This is a genomic window from Bosea sp. F3-2 (assembly GCF_008253865.1).
GTDB lineage: Bacteria > Pseudomonadota > Alphaproteobacteria > Rhizobiales > Beijerinckiaceae > Allobosea.
Genome location: NZ_CP042331.1, coordinates 2,990,760 through 3,013,763 on the forward strand (window position 1 = coordinate 2,990,760; position 23,004 = coordinate 3,013,763).

General features: G+C 64.9%; 23 protein-coding genes. 4 read left to right on the forward strand and 19 right to left on the reverse strand.

Translation table 11 applies throughout. From position 1 onward, the window contains the following. Positions 1-277 precede the first annotated feature (277 nt). Positions 278-1,363 carry an SbmA/BacA-like family transporter gene (locus FQV39_RS13815; protein WP_149130818.1) on the reverse strand — a complete coding sequence of 362 codons (1,086 nt, stop codon included), beginning with the start codon at positions 1,361-1,363 and terminating at the stop codon, positions 278-280. A gap of 239 nt (positions 1,364-1,602) precedes the next feature. Here FQV39_RS13815 and FQV39_RS13820 point away from each other — a divergent pair, with 239 nt between their 5' ends. Both FQV39_RS13820 and FQV39_RS13825 read left to right on the forward strand, forming a co-directional pair. Continuing rightward, entirely contained in the window at positions 1,603-2,784 is a 1,182-nt protein-coding gene (locus FQV39_RS13820; protein WP_149130819.1) for an AI-2E family transporter, read from the forward strand. A 397-nt stretch (positions 2,785-3,181) separates the two neighbouring features. Beyond that, positions 3,182-3,553 (forward strand): hypothetical protein, encoded by a 372-nt coding sequence (locus tag FQV39_RS13825; RefSeq protein ID WP_149130820.1) that lies wholly within the window; start codon positions 3,182-3,184, stop codon positions 3,551-3,553. A 145-nt stretch (positions 3,554-3,698) separates the two neighbouring features. On the opposite strand, the gene FQV39_RS13830 is transcribed toward FQV39_RS13825, so the two are convergent. The 13 genes from FQV39_RS13830 to FQV39_RS13890 form a co-directional block, all read right to left on the reverse strand. Next, on the reverse strand, positions 3,699-4,442 hold the full coding sequence (locus FQV39_RS13830; RefSeq protein ID WP_187640281.1) for a site-specific integrase: 744 nt from the start codon (positions 4,440-4,442) through the stop codon (positions 3,699-3,701). Positions 4,443-4,507: 65 nt separating this feature from the next. Further along, a complete protein-coding gene (locus FQV39_RS13835) occupies positions 4,508-5,065 on the reverse strand; it encodes an Arm DNA-binding domain-containing protein (protein ID WP_149130822.1) in 558 nt (185 codons plus the stop codon). Positions 5,066-5,527: 462 nt separating this feature from the next. Beyond that, positions 5,528-6,001, reverse strand: coding sequence for a nucleoside deaminase (locus FQV39_RS13840; RefSeq protein ID WP_149130823.1), 474 nt, complete (start codon positions 5,999-6,001; stop codon positions 5,528-5,530). A gap of 11 nt (positions 6,002-6,012) precedes the next feature. After that, the gene (locus FQV39_RS13845) at positions 6,013-6,606 is read right to left on the reverse strand and encodes an ankyrin repeat domain-containing protein (protein WP_149133838.1); all 594 of its coding nucleotides are present in this window, start codon (positions 6,604-6,606) and stop codon (positions 6,013-6,015) included. Between the two features lie 194 nt (positions 6,607-6,800). After that, the gene (locus FQV39_RS13850; protein WP_248313364.1) at positions 6,801-7,736 is read right to left on the reverse strand and encodes a DMT family transporter; all 936 of its coding nucleotides are present in this window, start codon (positions 7,734-7,736) and stop codon (positions 6,801-6,803) included. Further along, positions 7,733-9,022 carry an ArgE/DapE family deacylase gene (locus FQV39_RS13855; protein WP_149130825.1) on the reverse strand — a complete coding sequence of 430 codons (1,290 nt, stop codon included), beginning with the start codon at positions 9,020-9,022 and terminating at the stop codon, positions 7,733-7,735. Before FQV39_RS13855 ends, FQV39_RS13850 begins: the two co-directional genes overlap by 4 nt. Positions 9,023-9,144: 122 nt before the next feature. Next, positions 9,145-10,752, reverse strand: coding sequence for an ABC transporter ATP-binding protein (locus FQV39_RS13860; protein ID WP_149130826.1), 1,608 nt, complete (start codon positions 10,750-10,752; stop codon positions 9,145-9,147). Next, entirely contained in the window at positions 10,749-11,585 is an 837-nt protein-coding gene (locus FQV39_RS13865) for an ABC transporter permease (RefSeq protein WP_149130827.1), read from the reverse strand. The genes FQV39_RS13860 and FQV39_RS13865 overlap by 4 nt, the downstream gene beginning before the upstream one ends. A gap of 136 nt (positions 11,586-11,721) precedes the next feature. After that, positions 11,722-12,699: an ABC transporter permease gene (locus FQV39_RS13870; RefSeq protein WP_149130828.1), complete on the reverse strand. Its 978-nt coding sequence runs from the start codon at positions 12,697-12,699 to the stop codon at positions 11,722-11,724. A gap of 313 nt (positions 12,700-13,012) precedes the next feature. Next, positions 13,013-14,578 carry an ABC transporter substrate-binding protein gene (locus tag FQV39_RS13875; RefSeq protein WP_210251237.1) on the reverse strand — a complete coding sequence of 522 codons (1,566 nt, stop codon included), beginning with the start codon at positions 14,576-14,578 and terminating at the stop codon, positions 13,013-13,015. 133 nt (positions 14,579-14,711) lie between these two features. Beyond that, on the reverse strand, positions 14,712-15,506 hold the full coding sequence (locus tag FQV39_RS13880) for a bestrophin-like domain (RefSeq protein ID WP_149130830.1): 795 nt from the start codon (positions 15,504-15,506) through the stop codon (positions 14,712-14,714). 117 nt (positions 15,507-15,623) lie between these two features. Then, positions 15,624-16,229 (reverse strand): helix-turn-helix transcriptional regulator, encoded by a 606-nt coding sequence (locus FQV39_RS13885; protein ID WP_187640282.1) that lies wholly within the window; start codon positions 16,227-16,229, stop codon positions 15,624-15,626. A 166-nt stretch (positions 16,230-16,395) separates the two neighbouring features. Next, positions 16,396-17,169, reverse strand: a complete 774-nt coding sequence (locus FQV39_RS13890; protein WP_248313365.1) for a GntR family transcriptional regulator — start codon at positions 17,167-17,169, stop codon at positions 16,396-16,398. Positions 17,170-17,491: 322 nt separating this feature from the next. Between FQV39_RS13890 and FQV39_RS13895 the strand changes: the two genes are divergently transcribed. Both FQV39_RS13895 and FQV39_RS13900 read left to right on the forward strand, forming a co-directional pair. Then, positions 17,492-18,463, forward strand: a complete 972-nt coding sequence (locus FQV39_RS13895) for a PfkB family carbohydrate kinase (RefSeq protein WP_149130833.1) — start codon at positions 17,492-17,494, stop codon at positions 18,461-18,463. 95 nt (positions 18,464-18,558) lie between these two features. Then, a complete protein-coding gene (locus FQV39_RS13900) occupies positions 18,559-19,698 on the forward strand; it encodes a helix-turn-helix transcriptional regulator (RefSeq protein WP_149130834.1) in 1,140 nt (379 codons plus the stop codon). A gap of 229 nt (positions 19,699-19,927) precedes the next feature. On the opposite strand, the gene FQV39_RS13905 is transcribed toward FQV39_RS13900, so the two are convergent. The 5 genes from FQV39_RS13905 to FQV39_RS13925 form a co-directional block, all read right to left on the reverse strand. Further along, the gene (locus FQV39_RS13905; protein WP_248313366.1) at positions 19,928-21,064 is read right to left on the reverse strand and encodes an anhydro-N-acetylmuramic acid kinase; all 1,137 of its coding nucleotides are present in this window, start codon (positions 21,062-21,064) and stop codon (positions 19,928-19,930) included. 2 nt (positions 21,065-21,066) lie between these two features. Then, positions 21,067-21,375, reverse strand: coding sequence for a DUF1330 domain-containing protein (locus FQV39_RS13910; RefSeq protein WP_149130836.1), 309 nt, complete (start codon positions 21,373-21,375; stop codon positions 21,067-21,069). 3 nt (positions 21,376-21,378) lie between these two features. Continuing rightward, positions 21,379-21,666, reverse strand: a complete 288-nt coding sequence (locus tag FQV39_RS13915) for a DUF1330 domain-containing protein (RefSeq protein WP_149130837.1) — start codon at positions 21,664-21,666, stop codon at positions 21,379-21,381. Positions 21,667-21,704: 38 nt separating this feature from the next. Next, entirely contained in the window at positions 21,705-22,409 is a 705-nt protein-coding gene (pyrF, locus tag FQV39_RS13920; RefSeq protein WP_149130838.1) for an orotidine-5'-phosphate decarboxylase, read from the reverse strand. Positions 22,410-22,555: 146 nt separating this feature from the next. Next, positions 22,556-22,882, reverse strand: a complete 327-nt coding sequence (locus FQV39_RS13925) for a hypothetical protein (RefSeq protein WP_149130839.1) — start codon at positions 22,880-22,882, stop codon at positions 22,556-22,558. Between the last annotated feature and the right edge of the window lie 122 nt (positions 22,883-23,004).

Here is a 23,004-nt window from a genome sequence, read left to right on the forward strand (position 1 = left end):
AGATCTCGCGGCCGGCGAAGATGGAAAACTTCATGGGAGGTTGTCGGGCGGGTAAGGCATCGGCCTCGGTCAGTGCATCTGGTGAGCTTCGCCTGTTCCAGATTCGCTCGGGTGATGAAAGCCTCTAGCTTGGTCAGAGCCTCGCCTGCCGGCAGCCTAAGGCTGCCGATGCAGCGTTTCTCACATCCGTGGAACTCACACCGACCTCTTCCAAAGTGAGTTTTCCGCGGATGTCCTCAGTGCATGAGCCGGCCTAGTGATTTGAGGTGATGACGAATCAAGGTGGCTTGCCAGTGGCAGCCTGTGGAGCGTCCTCCAGGTCCTGATACGCGATGTCGAGGGCTGCGACACGCCGTGCAGAAGCGGACCAGTTTGCCAGGCTCAATGCGTTATCGGCCAACCAGTTGAGCGCGGCATGGACCTGCATGAAGGCTGCTGTAACCTGCATCAGATCGCCCAGTGTCATGTCGCCGGACAAATATTTGGGCGCCCCCAGGAATAACGGAATTGTCGGGGAAAGGAGATTGTTGCTGCTGGTCAGCAACATCATGCGGGTCTGGCGCCCGATCATTTCGACCCAACGGCCGGCAAGGGCCGAGAACGACCGTTCGAGCGCGCTGCGCTCGTCGCTCTCCGTGACCCCGAATGCGTTGGCTTCAGTCCTTTCTCGCGTCCGCATCAGTGCGTAGCGGAAATCGCCTTCCCCCGCGGCCTTCTCTTCCACGCGTCTGACCAGCGGCCATCCGAGCCGGTACATGGCAAGGGAGGTTCCCGCCGAATAGACGAAGACGGCGATCACGAAGTAACCGGGGATCGTTACGCCGCCTAGCGCAATCCCTCCTCCGACATACCAGAGCACAAGCACGAGCGACGTCGAGAGGAGGAAAGTGTTGATGATGCCGCCCGCGAGGTCGACAAACAGCTCCACCGAGATCCGGCCATCATCCGCGATCCGGGCCTCCGGATTGTCGATGGCACGGATCATCTCGATCTGTTCAACTCGCCGGCTGTGAATCCAGCGGACAATGAGGGTTTCGGTCAGCCATTTCCGCCAACGCAGTTGCAGCCGCATGCGGGTTTGTATGCCCGCCGTCGAGATTGCGGTGGCAGTAACGGCCAGCGCCAGGATGAAGACGACGCTCATTCGGAGCGCAGCTCTGTCCCCGATTTGCAGGGCGTCAAAGAAATACTTGTTCCATTGATTGAACCCAACCGCGACCAGCATGCTGGCGATCAGGCATGTCAGGAAGCCGAGCGAAAGCAGCCATGCAGTCTTGCGTGACGGCCCCGACCAGAAACCGAAGGCCAGGACGACGAAACGGCGTAGAAGATGGCGACGGACTGAATTGGCCGGCATCGACATAGCACTAAGATGGTCCCGCAGTGACCGAACGGGAAGTCCTGGGTTCGCTCCACTTCCCCCCGACCACAAGGTTAACTCGCCCTGCTGCGATCCGACGCAGCGGTCGGCGGCTGCGCCGGAAGCTGTGGTCCCAGCCGGACCTAGGCACCGAGTTTGGCCGGGCGAGATGCCGATAGGTAGACTCTTGCTCCCGAGCAGAAGTTGGCAAAAGCGGCTATGGTCATGTCGGACGCGAGACCATGCTCTCGTTCGGGGTGGAGAAGGCCGTGGGTTCTGCTTCAACGCCGCCGCGGCGCCCTTCGCCGCCGATCCGGGACGAGCGACTGCCGGACCCGGAGGTCGTGCCGACGGACGCCGCCGACGAGGCGGAGATGCCGCTGCCGTCCAATCCGCAAACGTTCTTTCTCGCGGGTCTTTTCATCTTGGGCGCCTTGGCGGCAGTCTACGTCGCCAGTTCGATCATCCTCCCCGTCGTGCTCGCCTTCGCGCTGAAGCTCCTTCTCCAACCCGCCATGCGTCTCCTTGAGCGTGTGCATGTCCCGCGGGCCATCGGAGCCCTCTTGCCGATCCTGCTGGTTGTTGGAGTACTCGTGGGTCTTGTGGCGGCCTTGTCAGGCCCCGCCGCCACCTGGGCGGCGAGATTGCCTGAAGGCATACCGCGTCTGGAAGCCCATCTGGTGGTTCTCAGAGGCCCAATCCAAGCGTTGCAAAAGGTCATCCAACAGGCCGAGCAGGTCGCTGAGGCTCCCGGACAGAAGGACCACTTCATTGCACTTCGCCGTGATCTCGGCCTAACAGGCGCCCTGTTCGCCGGGACCCGTGCGGTCCTCGATGGTCTGTTTACGACCATCCTGGTGCTCTATTTTCTGTTGGTCTCGGGCGATACGTTCCTTCGACGGATGGTAGAAATCCTGCCCAGATTCAGTGACAAGCGACAAGCCGTCGACATCGCTCGGCAGATCGAAGAGGACATCTCCGCCTATTTGGTGACGATCACGGCCATGAATGCCACGGTCGGGGTCGCCACCGCGGCCGCAATGCAACTTTGCGGCCTTGGAGACCCCTTGTTGTGGGGGGCCACAGCGTTCCTGCTCAACTACATTCCAATTTTGGGGCCGCTGTTTGGAGCCGTCATCCTTCTCCTCGCCGGAATGCTGAGTTTCGACGGCCTATGGTGGGCGGTGCTGCCGCCGGCCCTCTACTTCGGTATCCACGTCGTCGAAGGTGAAACGCTGACGCCCATGCTGCTTGCGCGGCGCTTCACGTTGAACCCCGTGCTGGTCATCTTGTCACTGGTGTTCTGGTTCTGGATGTGGGGCGTGCCTGGCGCGATCCTGGCCGTTCCAATGCTGGCCATTCTGAAGATCGTCTGTGATCGGGTGCGACCGCTGAGGGCCCTGGGACACTTCCTCGAAGGATAAAGTGGGATTGCCCTTTCGGAAGGGGTGCGACGGGCGCCAACCTCAGCAAAAAGCGGTTAGATCGCTTGTGTCATGCACGACGTGAAGGTAGCCCCGCCCATGGCGACCGTCAGATGGTGCTGCAGATTGTGCTGCAACGCTTCAAGTCCGAGCTTCGCTAGTTCATCTCGGGTGCGCAACCGACCACACCCGCTGCGTCCCGCCAAATGGGACTACCTGAAGGAGACACCCTCCAACGTCAGAACGGGCCGATGGTGCCCTTGGGCCGGCGAGCCGATCAGAATTCCCGAAAGCCGACGTCCGCCACGTCGGCCACGCCATGACCGTTACGCGCTCCACCGCGAATGTCTCAGATGGGGTCGTGAGCAGACATGGCCAGCTCGGTCTGTGAAGGGAAATGGGCGCATCCGCATCAAGGCAACGCACGAGATGGGTGGCGTGTCGAGCAATCGCGCCGCAAGCCGCCGATCAATTCCGCGGCTCCTTTCAGAGGAACTGTCAGCTTTTCCTGTCCTACACGCACGGTGAGTCGCTTTGGTCCGATCATCAGGTCGAACAGCTCATCGGACGGGCCAGCGACTACGACGACGTTATCGCCGCCCAGGCCATCTGGGACGGGAGCGGTTGCTATGCGTCGGACGGTCCGCACTGCGGCGTCGAAAACGGCGGTGGTTTGCTCATTGTCCCGAAGATTGGCGGGCCGCATGACAATGCCGACCGCAATCTCGTCGGGCATTTGGCAGGACAGAGTCAGATAAACCGTGCCTGATGCCGGAATGCCGAACACTACGACGCCGCTGTCGTTCCTGCTCCAGGCTGGCTGAACGTCTCCGGCGATGCCCGCACGGCTCGGGAGCATCGCAAAAAGGCAGCTCAGCAAGGTCGCGAGGACGAAGACTTTTGTATCGAATTGATCAGTTGCTGATAGACACGAGTGCACTCTTGCGCTCTACCAAAGCGGATCTCAAATCTTGTCGGCGGGAAAATCCGACGTCCACAACGGGTCCGCGAGCAGCCATCGGCGCAGGATCGTTGCCGTTAGGCTGAATCGTCCTTCTTTTTCTCGGCCATGGCTGCCGAGAGAAACCTACCGATCTTTTCGTTCTCCTGGGCGATGTAGCTGTCTTCAAGATGGGCATATCTCGCGTGGTTTCGCTGCTTCGATGTCCGAGCAGCTTCCCTATGACGTTGATGGAGACGCCGTTGCGGATGGCCAACGAGGCGAAGCTATGGCGCAGGTCATGAATCCGAACGTCGGATAGGCCGGCTGCACTGCGAACACGCTGCCAGGGCCGCTGAAGGTCGACGAGATGTCGCGCGTGCCGACGGCCGACGATCACATAGGGATTCCCCTCGATCCGTGGCAGGTTCTCCAGAAGGTCGATGGCCGCTTGCGTCAGCTCGATATTCTTGGGTCCCGTTTTGGAATCGATCAGTCGGAGGCGCCGCCGATCAAACTGCACGTTCTCCCATTGCAGAGTGAGGATCTCGCTCAGACGCGCCCCAGGCTGGATCAGCAGCCTGATAGCCGTGATGGCATAGAGTGACTCCGAATCCTCGCGCTCGAACTGGTCGAGAGCCGCCGCCAGCCTCTGGAATTCGTCTCGGCTGAGAAAGCGCTCCTTCTGCTTCTCGCCATAACGGACAATGCCTTTCACGGGATTGCTGGCTTTCGGGCGCAGACCCCAAAGCTCGGCCAGATTGAAAATTTTTGAGAGCAGGGTCAGGCAGCGATTCGCGACACCAGGGCCTCCTTTGACGACAAGCCCACCACCCTGCTCCTTTTGCTTCGCCTTCGCATCCTTTGGCGCCGTTTTGCCGTTCCGGACGGCATTCTTGAACGACTCGATATCTGCCGGTATTCATCGGCGAACTTCTGCCCAAGCAATGGGAGAACGTGATTGTCGAGATTCATGCGATCCAAGCGGACGCTCGACGCCTTCTTTTTCGGAATCGCATATTGTTCGATGTAGCGGGCGCAGAACTCCCTCATGCGAACTCGCTCGCTGAATTTGGCCTTTCTCGGATCCTTGCCTTGAACGATCTCGCCGAGGAGCCTCTTTGCCTCCGCTCGCGCGGTGTCTGGCGTCCACGGCGAACCGTGAATCCCAATCCTCAGCTGGCGCCGGTGCCCCTGGATGTTGGTTTTGAGGATGTACGATTTGGCTTTGGTCTGACACCGGACGCCAAAGCCTTTGACCTCGGCATCCCAGACGATCTGGTCTGGTCCAAGGCTGTCCACCACGGTCTTTGTGATCCGAGTTGAGCTACGCTTGCCCATACGATCCTCCAAGCTGAATGTCGTCGGTTCGATCCCGATCGCCCGCTCCAAATTTCCTTGAAGCTTCAGCTTGTTATGGCGGTCCGCCGCTAAACTCGCGTTCCCCGCGTTTCCTATCGGGTTCCCCAGCCTGTTCAGTGGCTGTTCTGCTCGCCGTGAAGCGCGACTCGCACCTGCGCGACCTTGCGGCTCTAGCCGGCCGCTCCGCGCGAATTGCGGGCCGTCATCGTCACCTGGGTATGGCCGAGGGAACCGCCCATATTGGCGACAAGGTCTGAGGCTGCCGGCCACAGGTGCATGACGGTTCGAGGCGTTCTGCGCCTTCATAGAAACGCGTGTCATCCCGGACGGAGCGAAGCGGAGATCCGGGATCCATGCCTGAACTTTTATCGAAAGCGCTCAGGCATGGATCCCGGGTCAAGCCCGGGATGACGGCTCGGTTCCGCGCGCGGTCGAGGCAGGCTAGCCTACCGCCGTCTGGCGCCGCTTCCACTCCGCATAGAGATCGGGTTCGTCTTCGAGGCGGACGGGCACATGGCTGATCTTCATCGACTGTTCGGCGATAGGTTTCGCCAGATCGGCATAGATCGCCGCCGTCGAGAGCCCATAGGGCGCGCCGTCATCGTTGGAGTAGGCGTAGTAGACCTCGCTCACGCCGGAGAGCCGCATCGCGGCCATGCACATCGGGCAGGGATGACCGCTGGCGTAGACTGCGCAACCCGAGAGGTTGGGCGAGCCGAGCTTGCGGCTCGCCGCGCGCAGCGCCGTCAGCTCGGCATGGGCGGTGGGATCGTTGGTGGCGATGATCTCGTTGACGCCGGTGGCGACCACCTCGCCGCCCCTCACCACGACGGCGCCAAATGGACGGCCGCCCTTCTCCATATTGGCCTTGGCGAGTTCGATCGCCTCGCAGAGAAAGCGCTGCGTCTGGCTCATGTTCGACCTCTTCAGCGGGCGCCGGCGGCGCGCAGGATCTGCTCGATCCTGGCGTAGCCGCGGCTGCGTGCGTGCTGGAGCGGGGTGACGCCGTCGCGGTCGGCGAGGTTCACATTCGCCCCGGCGGCGATCAGATCCGTGACGATCTGCTGATGCGCCTGCCCGCCATCGCTGAGAATGATCGCCTCGAGGAGCCCGGTCCAGCCGAGATTGTTGACGTGGTCGACAGCGACGCCGGCTGCGATCAGCGTGCGGACCGTCTCGACATGGCCGCGCTCGCAGGCCGGGATCAGGGCTGTGCCGCCGTAACGGTTGGTGCTCTTGAGGTCAGCGCCATGCGCCAGCGTCAGCTTCAGGATGGCGAGGTGGCCGCGCGCCCCGGCATAGAGATAGGGGCTGTCGTTGATCGCATCCTTCGCGTTCACGTTCGCGCCGGCCTCGATCAACGCCTTGGCCGCGTTGACGTGGTTCTCGTGGGTGGCCGCCAGCAGGGCAGTGCGTCCCCGCGCATCGCGTGCGTCGATGGCGGCACCTTCGGCGAGAAGGCGCTTGATCGCGGCAACGTCGTCGCGAGCCGCGGCGGCATGAAGGCTGGAGTCGGTCATGGTCTGTCCGAAGGCTGGCTGCGGGCAGAAGGCCAGCAGAAGAAGGATGAAGGCAATGATCGGCGACGGTCTGGACAACCGCTCATCTCCTTGACGCGCGAAAGGCGTTATCGCGCGAAGCTGCGCTTCGATTGCCGAACCCGCAGGCAAAATACCGCCTGCATCAGATAGGAACTGCGTCGCCCGTCCGAAAATTAAATATTCGGATACTGTCCAGTGGCTTTCCGAATGAACGCAGGCATCGTCAAGCGCGACTGGCCGGGGACCATGATCGCCCCGGAGGCCGCAATCACCAGAGCGAGGCCGAGCCAGTCGGTCGGCGTTGGCCGCTCGCCCAGCAGCAGCACCGAGCCGAGTACACCGACCGCCGGAACCATCAGCGTGCCGAGGCTGGCGATGCTGGCCGGCAGGCGCGCCACCACCGTGAACCAGAGGAAATAGGCGAGCGCCTGCGCACCGACGATGTGGAAGCTCAGCGCCACCGTTACGCGCGGCGACAGCAGCTTCGGCACCGGCAGGCCCTCGAAGGCGAACATGCCGATGCCGGCGACGAGCCCGCCGATCAGCAATTGCCAGGCGGCGATGGTGAGCGCCGGGGCCGAGACCGGCCAGCGCTTGGTCACGATCGTGCCGAGCGCCCAGCTCACCGCTGCGAACAGCGCCAGCATCAGGCCGAAGGGGAGTTGCCCGGCCGCGATCAGCGGCAGGCCGAGGCAGAGCAGGCCGGCGATGCCGAAAGCGAGACCGGCAAGGCGCCGGCCGTCGAAAGCCTCGCTCAGCACGAGGCGTGCGAGCAGCGTCGCCCAGATCGGCATGGTGAAGGTCAAGATCGCGGCGCGCGAGGTCGGCGCCGCGAGCTGCGCGAAAGCGAGCAGCACGTTGAAGGCGGCGATCGAGAGGAAGCCGGCAACGACGAGGCGCAGCCATTGTCCGCGCGGCACCGCGAGCGGGACGCCGCGCGCGAGCGCGACGGCGACGAGGACGAGCCCGGCGAAGCTCATGCCGGCGGCGCGCAGCGTCCAGGGCGCGATCTCGGTCAGCGAGATGCGGACCGCTGGCCAGTTGAAGCCCCAGAGCAGGCCGAGCAGCGGGACCAGCAGGAGCGCCCTGCCCGGCGCCGGCGCGCTCAAGCGTCGAGGCTTTCGAGGCCGCACCATTCGGCGACGAAGAGCGCCATGGTGCCGGTGATGCGCTTCAGCGAGGCGAGGCTGACGCGCTCGTCGAAGGCGTGGATGTTCTCCGAGATCGGGCCGTAGCAGAGCGCCGGGATCTTGTCGTAGAGCGCATGCACGCGGGTATCGAGATAGCCCGCCGTCATGAAGCTCTTCAGCGGCTTGCCGGTCGATGCCTGATGGGCGCGGCCCAGCGCGACCTCCGCCTCGCTGCCGGGCTCCAGCACGTAGCCTTCCGAATAGAAGCCGTTAAAGCTGACGCGCGGCGGGTTGTTGGCAAGGAACTTGTCGCCGCGCGCGAAACTGAGCACACAAGCCTCGATGCGCTTGGCCAATTCCTCGGCGCTGACGCCGGGATAGAGCCCGATACGGCAGTCGATCCGACACCAGCACGGCACGGAGGAGGCCCAGTCGCCGCCCTCGATCTTGCCGATGTTCAAGTTGATCGGGTGAGCGATGTCCTCGAAATGCGCCCGCCCCGCCTTCTCGCGGTTGAGCTCCTCCTCCAGTTCACGCAGGGCGCCGACGACGCGATAGGCCGCGTCGATAGCGTTGGCGCCGGAGGCCATCTCGCGCACATGCATCGGCTTGCCGCGCACCTCGACCTGGAACCAGATCACGCCAGTGTTGGCGCGCACCAGCATCTCCTCCTCGGGCTCCGGGATCAGCACGGCATCGGCCTTGTAGCCGCGCAGATGCGTCATCAGCGCCCCGTTACCGGTCGATTCCTCCTCGACCACCGACTGGACGTAGACGGTCGCCGCCGGCTGCATGCCGATGCGCCGGAGCGCGTCGAGGCAGGCGAGGTTCGCGGCATGCCCCGCCTTCATGTCGGCGGCGCCGCGGCCATACATCCAGTCGCCGTCGATGACGGGATCAAAGGGCGGATGCGTCCACTGGTCGGCAGGACCGGTCGGCACCACGTCGACATGGGCCTGCAGGATCAGCGACCGGCCCTTCTCCGCGCGCGGATGATGGATGCCGACAACGATCGGCGCATCGGAATGCGTGTCGGCGAAGGGCGCGCCGCCGGGATGGGCCGCGATCGCCGCGCGGTCCATGGCGAAGCGGTCCATGGTCAGGCCGCGCTGCTTCATCGCACGGAAGATGAAATCCTGGACCGTATGCTCCTGTCCGCGCACCGAGCCGAAGCGCACGAGCTCCTGCGTGTAGGCGACCTGCTTGTCGAAGCCCGCCTCGACGGCGGCGAGGATTTTTTCGCGAAGGGCGGCGTCGAGGGGCACGGCAGGCTCCGATAGGCGTCATGGTCGGGCTTGACCCGACCATCTCGTAAACCAGTGTCATCTCGTCATGAGATTCTCGGGTCTGCGCTGCGCTTCGCCCGAGAATGACGGCGAGCACACCATCAATGCCCGAAGCGCCCGCCCCCCGGCACTGCCGCCAGCAGCTGCCGCGTATACGCGTGCTGCGGGTCGGCGAAGAGCGCGGCCGTCGGGCCGCTCTCGACGATGCGCCCGCGCTGCATCACGGCGATGCGGTCGCAGATCTGCGCGGCGACCCGCAGGTCGTGGGTGACGAAGAGGATGGCGAGGCCGAGCCGGCTCTGGATGTCCTTGATCAGCTTCAGGATCTGGGCCTGCACGGACACGTCCAGCGCCGACACCGCCTCGTCGGCCACCAGCACGTCGGGCTCGAGCGCAAGCGCCCTTGCGATGCCGACACGCTGGCGCTGGCCGCCCGAGAATTCATGCGGATAGCGATCGATGGCATTGGCGGAGAGGCCGACGAGTTCGAGCAATTCCTTCGCCCGCGCCAGCGCCTCCTTGCGCGGTGTACCGTGGGCAACGGGGCCGTCCGAGATGATGCGGCCGACGGTCTGGCGCGGGTTGAGCGAGGCGAAGGGGTCCTGGAAGACCATCTGGATGCGCTTGCGCTGGCGGCGCAATTCGGCGGGCTTCAGCTCGGAGAGGACGAGGTCGCCCAGCGCGATGCGGCCGCGATCGGGCTCGATCAGGCGCAGGCAGCAGCGCCCGACCGTCGACTTGCCCGAGCCGGATTCGCCGACGAGGCCGAGCGTCTCGCCACGGACGAGCGCGAAGGAGATGTCGTCGGCCGCCTTGACCTCGCGCGCGACGCCGAAGAGCGAGCGCTTGCGATAGGTCTTGCCGAGCCCCTCGACGCTGATCACGGGCTTGGTGTCCGGCAGCGGCGGCAGCTGCGCCGGCGTCAGCGACGGCACGGCGGCGAGCAGCTTCTGCGTATAGGGATGGCGCGCTGCGCCCAGCACCTGATCGGCCGTGCCCTCCTCGACCAGCACGCCCTTTTCCAGCACGGCGATGCGGTCGGCGATCTCGGCGACCACGCCCATGTCATGGGTGATGAAGAGCACGGCCGTGCCATGGCGATGGCGCAGGTTGTCGATGAGCTTGAGGATCTGCGCCTGCGTGGTGACGTCGAGCGCTGTCGTCGGTTCGTCGGCGATCAGGAGCTTCGGTTCCAGCGCGAGCGCCATCGCGATCATCACGCGCTGGCGCTGGCCGCCCGAGAGCTCGTGCGGATAGGCCTTGGCCAGGCGCGGCGGATCGGGCAGGCCGACCTCGGTCAGGAGCTCGATGGCGCGGGCCCGGCGCATCGCCTTGTCGTGCAGGCCGTGGGCCTCGAAGGTCTCGACGATCTGGTCGGAGATGCGCATGACCGGGTTGAGCGAGGTCATCGGCTCCTGGAAGATCATGCCGGCCTCGCGGCCGCGCACATCCTGCATGGCCACTTCGTCGAGGGCGAGAAGATCGCGCCCGGCGAGCTTGATCGCACCGGCGACCGGCTTCACCGCCTTGGGCAGCAGGCCCATCACGGCATGGGCGATCATCGACTTGCCGGAGCCGGATTCGCCGACGACGCAGAGCGTCTCGCCCGGCGCGATCGTGAGCGTGACCTTCTCGACGGCGTTCGGGCGGTCGGCCATCGCCGGCAGCGCCAGCGTCAGATTTTCGATGGAGAGGGCAGGAGTCGTCATTCGCGCCCCCTAGCGAGACGCGGGTTCAGGGCATCGTTCAGCCCCTCGCCGGCGAGATTGAGCGCCAGCACGGTCAGGAAGATCGCGAAGCCGGGGAAGAAGCTGATCCACCAGGCGTCGAGCAGGCGCGTGCGGCCGGCGCCGACCATATAGCCCCAGCTCATCAGGTTGGGATCGCCGAGGCCGAGAAAGGACAGCGAACTTTCGAGCAGGATCGCCGAGCCGATCATCAGCGAGCCCATGACGATGATCGGTGCGATGGTGTTGGGCAGGACCTGGCTGAAGATGATGCGCGGCGTCGACTGGCCGATGGTCACCGCCGCCTGGACGTATTCGCGGGAGCGCAGCGAGAGCACTTCGCCGCGCACCAGCCGCGCTACCGGCGGCCAGCTCACCACCCCGATCGCGAGCACGATCGAGCCGAGCTGCGGCTGCAGGATCGCGACCAGCACGATGGCGAGCGCGAAGGACGGAATGGTCTGGAAGAACTCGGTGAAGCGCATCAGCGCGTCGTCAGTGAGCCCGCCGGCATAGCCGGCGATCGCGCCCAGCGGCACGCCGATCACCAGCGCGACCAGCGTCGAGACCACGCCGATCATCAACGAGACCCGCGCGCCATGGACGAGGCCAGCGGCGAGATTGCGGCCCAGCGTATCGGTGCCGAGCGGGAAACGCTCGATCGTGAAGGGCGCGAGGAAGGGCCGCGCCACCGGGCGCCAAGGCGATTGCGGATAGAGCGTCGGCGCCAGGATCGCGAAGGCGACGACGGCGAGCAGGATGACGATGCCGATGACGGCGCCGCGGTTGCGGACGAAGCGCTTGAGGAAGTTCATGAAAGCGCCTCCGGCCCGATGACGCGCCCGACATCATGCTCGCCCTTGTGGCGAGCATCCACGTCTTGGGCACGGTCTTCGGCGAATGAAGACGTGGATGGTCGGGACAGGCCCGACCATGACGGGAAGGGCCTCTTCATGCATTCGCCTCGATGCGCGGATCGACGACCCGGTAGATCAGATCGGTGAGGATGTTGAAGCAGACGACCATTGCCGATGAGATGAAGAAGACGCCGAGCAGCACGGAATAGTCGCGCTGGACCAGCGCATCGAACATCAGCCGGCCGATGCCGGGCCAGGCGAAGACGGTCTCGGTCAATACGGCGCCGCCGACGAGCTGGCCCGCCTGCAGGCCGGCCAACGTCACCACCGGCAGAATGGCGTTGCGCGCCACGTGCCGGCGCCAGACGCGGGGCTGCGAGACGCCCTTGGCGCGCGCCGTCTTGACGAAGTCGGCGCCCGCCACCTCCAGCATCGAGGCGCGCATCATCCGGGCGTAGAGCGCAGTGAAGAACAGGCCGAGCGTCAGCGACGGCAGGACGAGATGCTGGGCGATATCGAGCGCGCGGGACAGCCCGGTATAGTTCGCGCCGATGGTCTCGTAGCCGACATTGGGCACGATCCCGAGCTTCAGCGCAAAGACGATCTGGCTCATCAGCGCGATCCAGAACAGCGGCGTCGCGTAGAAGATCAGCGCGAGCGTGGTGATCAGGCTGTCCGACCATTTTCCGGCCCGGCGCGCGGCGAGCGCGCCCATCGCGGTGCCGACCACGAGCGAGACCAGGAAGGCCGCACCGGTCAAAAGCAGCGTCGCCGGCAGGCGCTCCATGATCAGGTTGAGCACCGGCTGCTGCTGGCGGTAGCTGAAGCCGAGATCGAAGCTCAGATAGCCCTTCAGATAGATCCAGAGCTGGGTCAGGAAGGGCTGATCGAGGCCGAAGCGGGCGCGCAGCTGTTCGAGCAGCTGGGCATCGGCGGCGCCCGCCTCGCCGGCGAGCACCTGCGCCGGGTCGCCCGGCGCGGCCCGGATCAGCAGGAAGTTCAGCACCGCGATCGCGAACAGGACGATGACGCCCTTCACGAGCCGGCCGGCAAGAAATTGCGCGAGATTCATTCAGACTGTCCGGCTGGGGGCGTGCCCTTCTCCCCTTGCGGGAGAAGGTGCCCCGAAGGGGCGGATGAGGGGTCGCGCTGCGCTTTCCGTCATTGCGAGGAGCGCAGCGAAGCAATCCAGGGGCCGTCGAGCTCCACATCCCCCTGGATTGCTTCGCGGAGCCTGTCCTCGGGCTTGCCGAAGGCAAGACCCGGGGGCTCGCAATGACGATGTAGGGTCGAGCGACCCCTCATCCGTCAGCGCTCCGCGCTGCCACCTTCTCCCGCAAGGGGAGAAGGGAAAGTCCGGCAGCCTGCCAAGCGACTGCGCCACGTCACTCCTTCCAGGCGTCGCGGAAGCCATCGTCGACGCCGATCCCGGTGGTGACGAGGTTCTTGACGTTGCAGCGGTAGATGGTCGGGAAGTCCATCTCCAGCAGCCAGAGCACCGGCAGTTCGTCGGCCAGCACCTTCTGGACCTTGGTGTAGAGTTCCTGGCGCTCCTTGTCGGTCGGCGCGATCGCTGCGTCGGCGAAGAGCTTGTCGACTTCGGGATTGGAGTAGCCGCCGACATTGGCGAAGGGATTGCCCTTGGCGATGTTGGAGGAGATGTAGGAGCGCGCCACGCCCATGGCGGGGTCGCCGAGCTGGTAGAGGAAGTTGAAGTTCAGGTCGAAATCCCAGTTCGACGCCTTCTGCGTCCAGCCGGGCACGTCGGTGTTCTCGATCTGCACCTTGACGCCGACATCCTCGAGATTCTGCTTGATCGCCTCGGACCAGCGGCTCCAGGTCTCGCCATAGGGCAGGTTGAGCAGCTTGATCGTCTCGCCCTTGTAGCCGGAGGCCTTGATCAGCTCCTTGGCCTTGGCGGGGTCGTAGCTGTATTTCGGCACATCGTCCGAATAGAACTTGGTCTTGGACGAGATCGGCCCGGTCGGCAGCTTGCCGAGGCCGCCCCAGACCACGTCCTTCCCGAATTCGCGGTCGATGGCGTACATCAGCCCCTGGCGGAACTGCTTGTTGCCGAGGATGCCGTTGCGCACGTTCGGGGTGAGCCAGGCATGGGGGGCGAACATCTCCCAGCCCTTGGTCGTCATGCAGGTGTTGGGCAGCTTCGACAGGCGCGCCACGTCGTAGACGTCGACCGAACCGCCGGTCAGCACGTCGACCTTGCCCGTCTCATAGGCAACGGCGCGGGCAGCTGCATCGGGAATGATCTGCCAGTAGATCTCGTCGAGGTTCGGCTTGCCCTTGAGCCAGTAATCCTCGTTCTTGACGAGGTGGATGTAGGAGCCCTTCTTCCACTCCTTGAGCTTGAAGGGGCCGGTGCCGATCGGCGTGTTGTTGGCCGGGTTGGCGCGATAATCCGTGCCGTCATAGATGTGCTTGGGGATCATCGGCGCAGAGGCGACCTCCTGTGTCATGATCATCGGGCCGAAGGGCTGCTTCAGCGTGATCTTGACGGTGAGGTCGTCGACCTTCTCGATCTTCTCGACCTGTGCGTTGACGATCGGGCGCCAGCGCGGATGCACCTCGCGCAGGAACTTGTCGAGGGTGAAGACGACGTCGTCGGCCGTGAACGGCTTGCCGTCATGCCATTTCACGCCTTCCTGGAGCTTGAAGGTGTAGACCTTGGCATCGGGCGAGATCTCCCAGCTCTTGGCGAGCGAAGGCTGCGGGTTGAGCTTCTCGTCATAGCGCAGCAGCGATTCGTAGATGTTGCCGGCGACCATATTGGTCGGGCCGTTCTGGTTGAGGCCCTGCATCAGCATCGGCGGCTCGGGCTGGACCACGACATGGACCGTGCCGCCCTTCTTCGGCTCCTGGGCCATCGCGGTCCCTAACGCGAGAACCGACGCCGCGAGCGCCAAACCCAGCCTCAATCCCGTCATCCTGGCCATCATCTACCTGTTCCCCTGCCTCGTACCGAGATCGTATCGTTTGAATCGGACCGCTCGGACCGGATCGGCGCCATCGCACCCGATCACGCGTCTCTTGGCAAGCGCCGCGCCAACAGATCGACAAAGCGCCGGGTCAGCGAGCCATGCTCGCCAAAGCGTCGCGCGTGGAGGCGCTGGAGATGCCGAACAGGCCGTCATAGTGCGTCTCGAGATCGGTAATCACGAACATGACCGTCGAGATCGAGATGACCCCGATCGCCAGCACGATCGCGGCGACGCGCTTGCGCGGCGTCTGAATGCCGAAGCTCAGGAACACCAGCATCAGCCAAAAGGTCAGGATACTGGTGAACAGCGGCGAAACCGGCCCGTGCACATCCTCGATCACGGCCCAGCGCCGCTGCTGCAGCTGCAGATAGGCCGACCGGCATTCGGCCGCGGTATTGGCATGGAGAGTATCGGAAGATGCCAGGCCGTTGATCGCCCGTCCGACACGGTTGAGCAGGGCGCCGAGCGACGGGTCGGCCCCTTCACGAGCCATGGCAGACGTATCGGGGATGGTTATGCCGGCAGGCTTCGGCTCCCGCGGCCAGGTGCTGGCGATGACCGCTGCGGTGTAGCTGCGCAGGTCGAGGCGGATCGGATCGGCCTCCGCGCCATAGTTGCGCAGGCAGTCGTCGAGCTGGGCAAGTTGGGCAGCATCGGCGTTGCGGTCGCGATAGGCCTTGTCGAAATTGGCCTTGACGTTCGAGAGCTGGAGGCTGAGCACCAGCGCAGCAAAGGTGACGAGCAGGCTCGTCACCAGCCGCAACGCTTCCATCGTGCGCTCGGGGAGATGCTCCTCCGACAACCAACCGCGCAACTTCATGCCGAGAATGGCGCTTGCGCTCAGCAGGGCACAGAAGGCGAATGCTGCAACGGTCTCGGTCATGGCCGCAGGCGCTCCCGGCAAAGCGCGGGCATACGCACGCCGCTTCAGAGGGCTTGCGATGGCGGGTGGTGTCAATATCCGGTGGCTACGGGACTGCCAATGCGGTGTGGAGCCCGCTCAGCGCGCATCCTCGACATAGGTCGCCACGAAGCGGACCAGCTCGCTCTGCCGGGCCGTTCCGGTCTTGGTGAAGAGGCGCTGGAGGTGAGTGCGCGCCGTCGTCGGCGCGATGCCGAGCCTCTTCGCAGCGACGATCGTGTCGAGCCCCTCGACGATGAGCGCCAGCATGCGCTCTTCCGTCGGCGTCAGCCCGCAGGCTTCGCTGACCTGGGCGACATTCCGCTCCATGGCACTTTCGGGATCGTCGACGGTCAGGACGAAGAGGTCGATGCCCGCCAGATGCACGGCATCGATCGCGACCTGCCGTCCGCAGCGCAGCGCCAGCGGCAGCCGCGTCTCGCCGACCGTACTGCCGCCGCGGCAGCGCTTCATCCAGACCTGAAGCCGCGCCATGAAATCCTTGTCGCAGGCGGTGAAGCGATCGGTGTCGCCCAGCCCGTTGCGGGCCAGCGCGGTCGCGCCGCGATTGCTGAAGCGCGTATTCAAGCCGGCGTCGATGACGAAGACGGGCTTCGACACCGCATCTGCGACTTCCGGAGCTACCCGGCGTGACGGCAACGGCGTGAAACCAGCCCTGCCAATGACCGAAACATGGAATGACATCGTAACATCCATCCCTGCAATCCAAGGATCGCCGCGCATACGTAAGGAGACAGTTCCAGTACGTGCTTCGGTTTCCATTCGTCGCACCGGGATGGCGATCGGTTCAAAGCTCGCGAATGTGGACTGGGACTGGTCTTCAGGCCGCCGACTGTACGACCAACCGGAATCAGACCTTCAGCGTCAGCCGATAGGTGTAGGTGTCGCCGCGGAACAGGCCTTCGACATATTCGAGCATGACGCCATCCGCGCCGTAGCTGCGCCGCTTGATCAACAGGCAGGGCACCGGCTGCCGGAAGCTGAAGATCGCGCATTCCTCGTCGCTCGGAGCCGCCGCCTCGATGGTCTGGTCGCAGCGCACCAGCGGAAACCCGAAACCGGCGAGAGCGGCATAGACGGAGCCCGTCAGATCGGCCTCGGCTAGACCCGGCACCCGCTCCAGATTGTACCAGGCGCACTCGCGCGACATCGGGATGCCGTCACCGGCGCGAACACGGACAAGCTTCAGGAAGCTGGCATGCGAGGCCTCGCCGAAGATCGAAGCGATCGAGCGGTCGCTGACCACCGCCCGCTCGAGGATGCGGGAGGACGGCACCCGGCCGAGCTCGCGCATCTCCTCGGTGAAGCCCTTGAGCCGGTCCATGCCTGAATGCAAGCGAGGCCCCGGCCCCTGGACAATCGAGCCCAGCCGCCCCTGTGCGCTCAGCAATTTTCGCTGTCGCAGCGTGTTGTAGGAGCGTTGTACGGTGGTGCGGCTGATGCTGAGCCGTTCGGCCAGTTCGCGTTCTGCCGGAAGGGTCGTGCCGGGGGGGAGGACGCCGTCGCCGATCAATCGCGTCAGCTGATCCTCAAGCTGCTGATAGAGCGGCTTGGCGGTGTCGCTGCGCAGTTCCAGGAGTTCCTGGAATGGCGGCTTCGGAATTGAAGGCTTAGACACTGTCATCGGTTGCATGATCGTGAGACAACCCGCGTAGCAGTTCGTGGATAGGAAAATCAAACCCTAGAGGCTGTTATGAACCTTGGGATCGACTTGACGCAGGCGATTTTGCGCGAATGCAAGGAATTCGAGGACGCAAACCTTTCGGTTTGCTACGAAGAGCGACACGGCAGTCGCGCAAAAGCGCCGCGCCCTACGGGTGAGGTGAAAACCGCAGAGCTGCAGCGTCGCACCGCTTGCCGATACGGACGTATCGGCGGCGCGATGCTCCTCCCATCTCTGCGGTTTTGACCTCATCAAATCGGTCCCAAGGTTCATAACAGCCTCTATGCTCGACAAGCCGATCTTCATTCTGGGAAGCTTCGTCCTCGCCTGTTCGGCGAAAGTCGGGCGTTTTCCGTGGCCTGGGGAATCGATGGCCGCCGAGCGCGTGACCATCGAACCCGGCGGCAAGGGGCTGAACCAGGCGATCATGGCGCGCCGCCTCGGCACCATGGTCGACGGGCTTCTCGCGGTGGGCAACGATCTGGCCGCCAGTTTCGCCCCCACGGCGCTGGCGCGCGCCGATCTGCCGGAGGCCATGCTCGTCCGCCTCGACGGGCCGACCGGGAGCGGCGTCGCCTTCATCGACGCGGCTGGCGAGACCAGCCTCGCCATCGCACCCGGTGCCAACCTGGCCCTTTCGGAGGTACATATCCGCGAGAAGGCCAGTGCGATCGCAGCAGCCTCCCTCGTCGCAGCACAATTCGAGATCGCGGACGCTCCCATCCGCGAGGCCTTCGCTCTGGCGCACCGGGCGGGCGTGCCAACCCTGCTCAACCCCTCGCCTTTCCGACCCGTGCCGGAGGACATCCTCAGCTCGACCTCGGTTCTCATCGTCAACGAAACCGAAGCTCGCAGCCTTGCCGCGACGTTCGACGGGCCGGACGCGGACATCGCCACGCCGGAGCGCTTCATCGCAGAACTCGGCCCGGCGATCCTGAAGCGCGGCCCAAGGCTCGTCGTGCTGACCCGCGGCGCAGCCGGCGCCATAGCGATCGCTGCGGATGAGGAACCTGTCGTACAGGCCAGTTTCCCTGTCGCTACGGTCGACGCGCTTGGCGCCGGCGATGCCTTCGCTGCGACGCTCGGCGTTCGCCTGGCCGAGGGCCGCCCGCTCACTGAGGCGCTGCGCCACGCCGCCGCTGCCGGCGCGCTGACGACGACGCGACACGGTGTCTTCGACGCCCTGCCCCGGCCAACCGAAATCGCCGAGCTCATAGGCATCCTTGCTCGCGAAAACGCGCCGCAAATTGCGTAAAACTTTGGATTTCTTTTGGACTTTTCGTGACCCACCCATGCTGCTAACGTGACCCTGGAAAGATCAGGCTTGGTCCATCGCAATTGGGAGGGTTCATGGCGCATCCCGATGTCGATACCGTCATGACTGCGATCGACCAGTTGCTGGCCGGCGCGATGGACGAGGAACAGATGCCGGTCGCCGCCGAGACGATGCGCCGGCTCTTCAATGGCTCGAAAGCCTGCTTCACCAGCATTGGCCCCGACCCGGAAGACTGGGTCGCCTACGCCACCAATCCCGACGACGCCTTGCAGGAACATTTCTTCGGCGAGCTGGCGCCGGAATTTGCCGAGATGGGCATGGCGCTGCGCGGCATCCCGCTCGGAGAAGTCTACAAGGATCACCAAGTCCTGGGCGTCGAGCCCCTGCGGCGCTCGCGCATCTGGCAGGAGTGGATGCAGCCGCAGGACATGTATGGCGGCATGGCCTGCCGTTTGGCGGAGAAGGGGCAGGCCTTCTGGTTCTTCGACGTGCAGCGCGGCCGCAGCCAGGACAGCTTCGACGACCAGGACGCGGCGCTGCTGCGCAAGCTCTACCCGGTGCTGCGGCGCGTGGTGGAGCTGCGCCGTCATATCGGCCGAGTCACCATCCAGCGCGACGAAGCGCGCGGCGCGCTCGACCGGCTGGCGCTGGGCATCGCGATCCTCGATGCGGAGATGCGGATTTCCTACGCCAATGAGGGCGCCGACGAAATCCTGGCCGAGCCGGACGGGCCGATCGGGTTGCGCCAAGGGCGCCTCTACGCCCGCCAGCCGGGCGACCAGCGGCGGCTTCGACAGCTGATCGACGGAGCTTTGCGCTTGTCTCGCGACCCGCTCGCAAACCATCAGGCGAGCATGATCCTGCATGGCGGCGACGGCGGTCATTCGCTTTCGGCCTGCATCATGCCTGCGGCGCCCTCCCCGGCGCTCCATCGGCCACACGGTCTGGTCATGATCGCGCTCAGGCGCCTCGAGACGGCGAGCGACATCGTCGCCTGCACGCGCCAGCTCTTCGATTTGACCGATACCGAAGCCAAGTTTGCGTCCGCCCTGGCGAGCGGATTGTCTCTGACGGAAGCGGCCGTAGCCCAAGGCGTGAGAATCTCGACCGCCCGCACGCATTTGGCGCGGATTTTCCAGAAGACCAACACCCGCCAGCAAAGCCAGCTCGTCTCGCTGCTGCGCAGCGCGGCCCTACCCCTTCAGCCGCGCTGAGTTCGGCTCCTGCCGGGCAGAGCTCGGCCCTGCCAACGCCACCTCCAAGCGACGAAGCTTCCTCTCGTCGCTCACCCGACGCACATGTAGGCAGAGCTCGGCGGGCTCCTCATCCTCCAAATGACGGAGGCATGACAGTCATGCTCAATTGTGAGCTATAGCATCGGACCGAAAAGTGGAATCCACTTTTCGGAAAAATCCGATGCGATACCAAATACATGGATCGCCGTTATCGCGTCCGACTGGACGCGCGGCGATCCAGGGGCCGATGAAGCTCGCCTCCCGTCATCGGCACTGGAACGCCTGTCGTGGAGGGCAGGCTGAGCGGCAGTCCCTTGACCGAACGGATCGCGAAATAGGCGAAGATCTGCGCTTCCAGCGCATCGCCGTCCCACCCTACGATCTCGACGGGCTCGACCGGGACGCCGAGCCGCCGACCGAGCCGCGCCATGAAATGCCGGTTGAGCCGGCCGCCGCCACCGACGAGCCAGCGCTTGGGCGCGCGCGGCACATGGCGCAGCGCAGCCACGATGCTTTCGACGGTGAAGGCTGCCAACGTCGCTGCGCCATCGGCATCCGAGAGCCCCTCGACAACCTGGGCGCGGCGATGGAAATCGTTGCGGTCGAGCGACTTCGGCGCCGGCCGGTCGAAGAAGGGATTGGCCATGAAGCCGGCGACGAGGTCGTCATGGATGCGCCCGCTCGCGGCCAGCACACCGTCCGCATCATAGGGGCGGCCGAGGCGGCGCAGGACGAAATCATCGAGGATCGCGCTCGCCGGGCCGGTATCGAAGGCGATGACAGTCTCGCCGTCGATATAGGTGACGTTACCGACGCCGCCGAGATTCAGCACCATCACCGGCTGCTCCAGCCGCTGCGCCAGGGCGCGGTGATAGAGCGGCGCAAAGGGCGCGCCTTCGCCGCCGGCCGCGACATCGGCGTGGCGGAAGCGATCGACGGCGGGAATGCCGAGTGCATCGGCCACCGCCTGCCCGTCGATGAGCTGGCGGGTGAAGCGCCGCTCCGGCCGATGGTAGATGGTCTGGCCATGCAGGCCGACGAGATCGATATCCGACCAGTCGAGGTGCCGGTCGGCAACGTAGCTGCGGATGGCTGCGAGGTGGTCGGCCGTCACCGCGGCTTCGAGCTCGGCGAGCGGCTCCGCTGAGGCGCGCTCGGCATCGGCGATGACGGCTTGCAGCGTGCGGCGCGTCTCGTCGCGATAGGGATAGGAGGCGCCGGCCCCGAAGGAGACGGCATCACGCCCGTCGCTCGTCACCAGTGACACGTCGATGGCGTCCATCGAGGTGCCGCTGATCACGCCGATGGCGGTCAGCGACTCCCGTGCGAGGTCGCGCTCGGCCAAGTTCATTCGCCTGGCTGCGGGCCTTCATAGCCGCCGATGATGATGAGGTCGGATTTGCCGGCGGCGCTCAGGTGCTTCATAGCCTCCTGGTATTCAGGCGAAGCGTAGCAGGCGCGCGCCGTCGCCTCGTCCTTGAACTCGATGACGACGTTGTGCTTGCGGCCCTCGCCGCGGGCGAGCTTGTATTCGCCGCCGCGGACGATGAACTTCGCGCCGTATTTGGCGAAGGCAACGGCGTTCAACGAACGATAGCGGGCATAGGCTTCGTCGTTCTCGACGTCGACGCGCGCGATCCAGTAACCCTTGGCCATGGCTCAGGCCCCTTCGACGGCGACGAGATCGATCTCGCCGGCGCCCTCGCGCAGCTTGCGGGCCTCGGCATATTCCGGCGAGAACAGATAGGCGCGCGCCGAGGCGAAATCGGCGAATTCGATGATGATGTTGCGGGCGCGCCCTTCGCCTTCGCCCACGGTCATCTGACCGCCGCGCACGATCGGCGTGCCGCCATAGATCTTCATCACCTCGGAAGCCTTGGCGGCATAGGTTCCCCATTTGGTCGCGTCGGTGACCTTGGCGCGGCCGATGACATATCCCTTGGGCATGGTGCTATCCGTTGGCTGAATCGGGTTCGGGCCGAAGCTTACGAAGCCGCGACGATCTCGTCCATGACCGCGCCCGCCGCGGCGCGCGGGTCTGCCGCGCGGATGATGGGACGCCCGACCACGAGATGATCGGCGCCGACGCGGATCGCCTCGGCCGGGGTCAGCGTGCGCTTCTGGTCACCGGCGGCGCTGCCCGCGGGACGAATGCCCGGCGTGACGATGACCATGTCGGGACCGATGACCTGCCGCACGATCTCCGTCTCGGCGGCCGAGCAGACGATGCCGTCAATGCCGGCCGTGCGGGCCTGCTCGGCGCGCAGGCGCACGAGATCGCGCACCGCCAGCCCATAGCCGGCATCGCGCAGGTCGCCGTCGTCGTAAGAGGTCAGCGCCGTGACCGCGAGCAGCTTGAGCGCCGCATCGCCGCGCCCCTCGACCGCCCCGCGCATGGTCTGCGGATAGGCATGGACGGTGAGGAAGGTGACGCCGAGCTTGGTCAGCGAGTCGACGCCTTCGGTCACGGTATTGCCGATGTCGTGGAGCTTGAGGTCGAGGAAGACCTTCTTGCCCTCGGCAACGAGTTGGCGCGCCAAGTCGAGCCCGCCGGCGAAGGCGAGGCGATAGCCGATCTTGTAGAAGGTGACGCCGTCGCCGAGCGTCGAGACCAGGCGGTAGGCATCCCACACGGTCGGCACGTCGAGGGCGACGATCAGGCGGTCGCGGACATCATTGATCTTCTGCATCGGCCGGCTCCCTGCGTTTCGCGGGAAGGCGCACGATTCGAAGCCGGATGCAAGCGAGACCGTCCGGCGAGCGCCAGCACCCCGTCAGAAGCGCCGCGGAGGATCAATTCCCTCCGCGCAGGATGCCACCGGCGAAAGCTAATCGATCACCAACGCTCGTAGTAGCCGCGACGATAGCCATAGCCAGGGCGGGGACCATAACCGGGGCCGTAGCCATAGTGAGGCCGCGGGCCGTAGCCGCGCCCATAGCCGTATCCGCCACGGCCATAGCGCTGCTGACGCATGGTTTCCTGCATGATCATCAAGCGACGCTCCTTGGCGGCGGTCATGCTGTACTCGACCGGCTGCCTATCGAGGCCGGCTGCGACGCTCGCGGGCAAATCCTGGGCGCCGGCTGCCGCGGGCGAGGCGATCACCGCGCCGGCGATCGCGAAGGCGCCAGCAATGCTCGAAAAAAGGGTCGCTTGTTTCATCTGGTATCCAATCCTTAGGGCCGCGTCGCGGCGAACCGCAACAACGTAGCCCTAGCTGTATTGTTCCAACATTGCTGGCAACCCAGCCATGCCGCCCACGCCTTGTGCACTGCAACATAAAT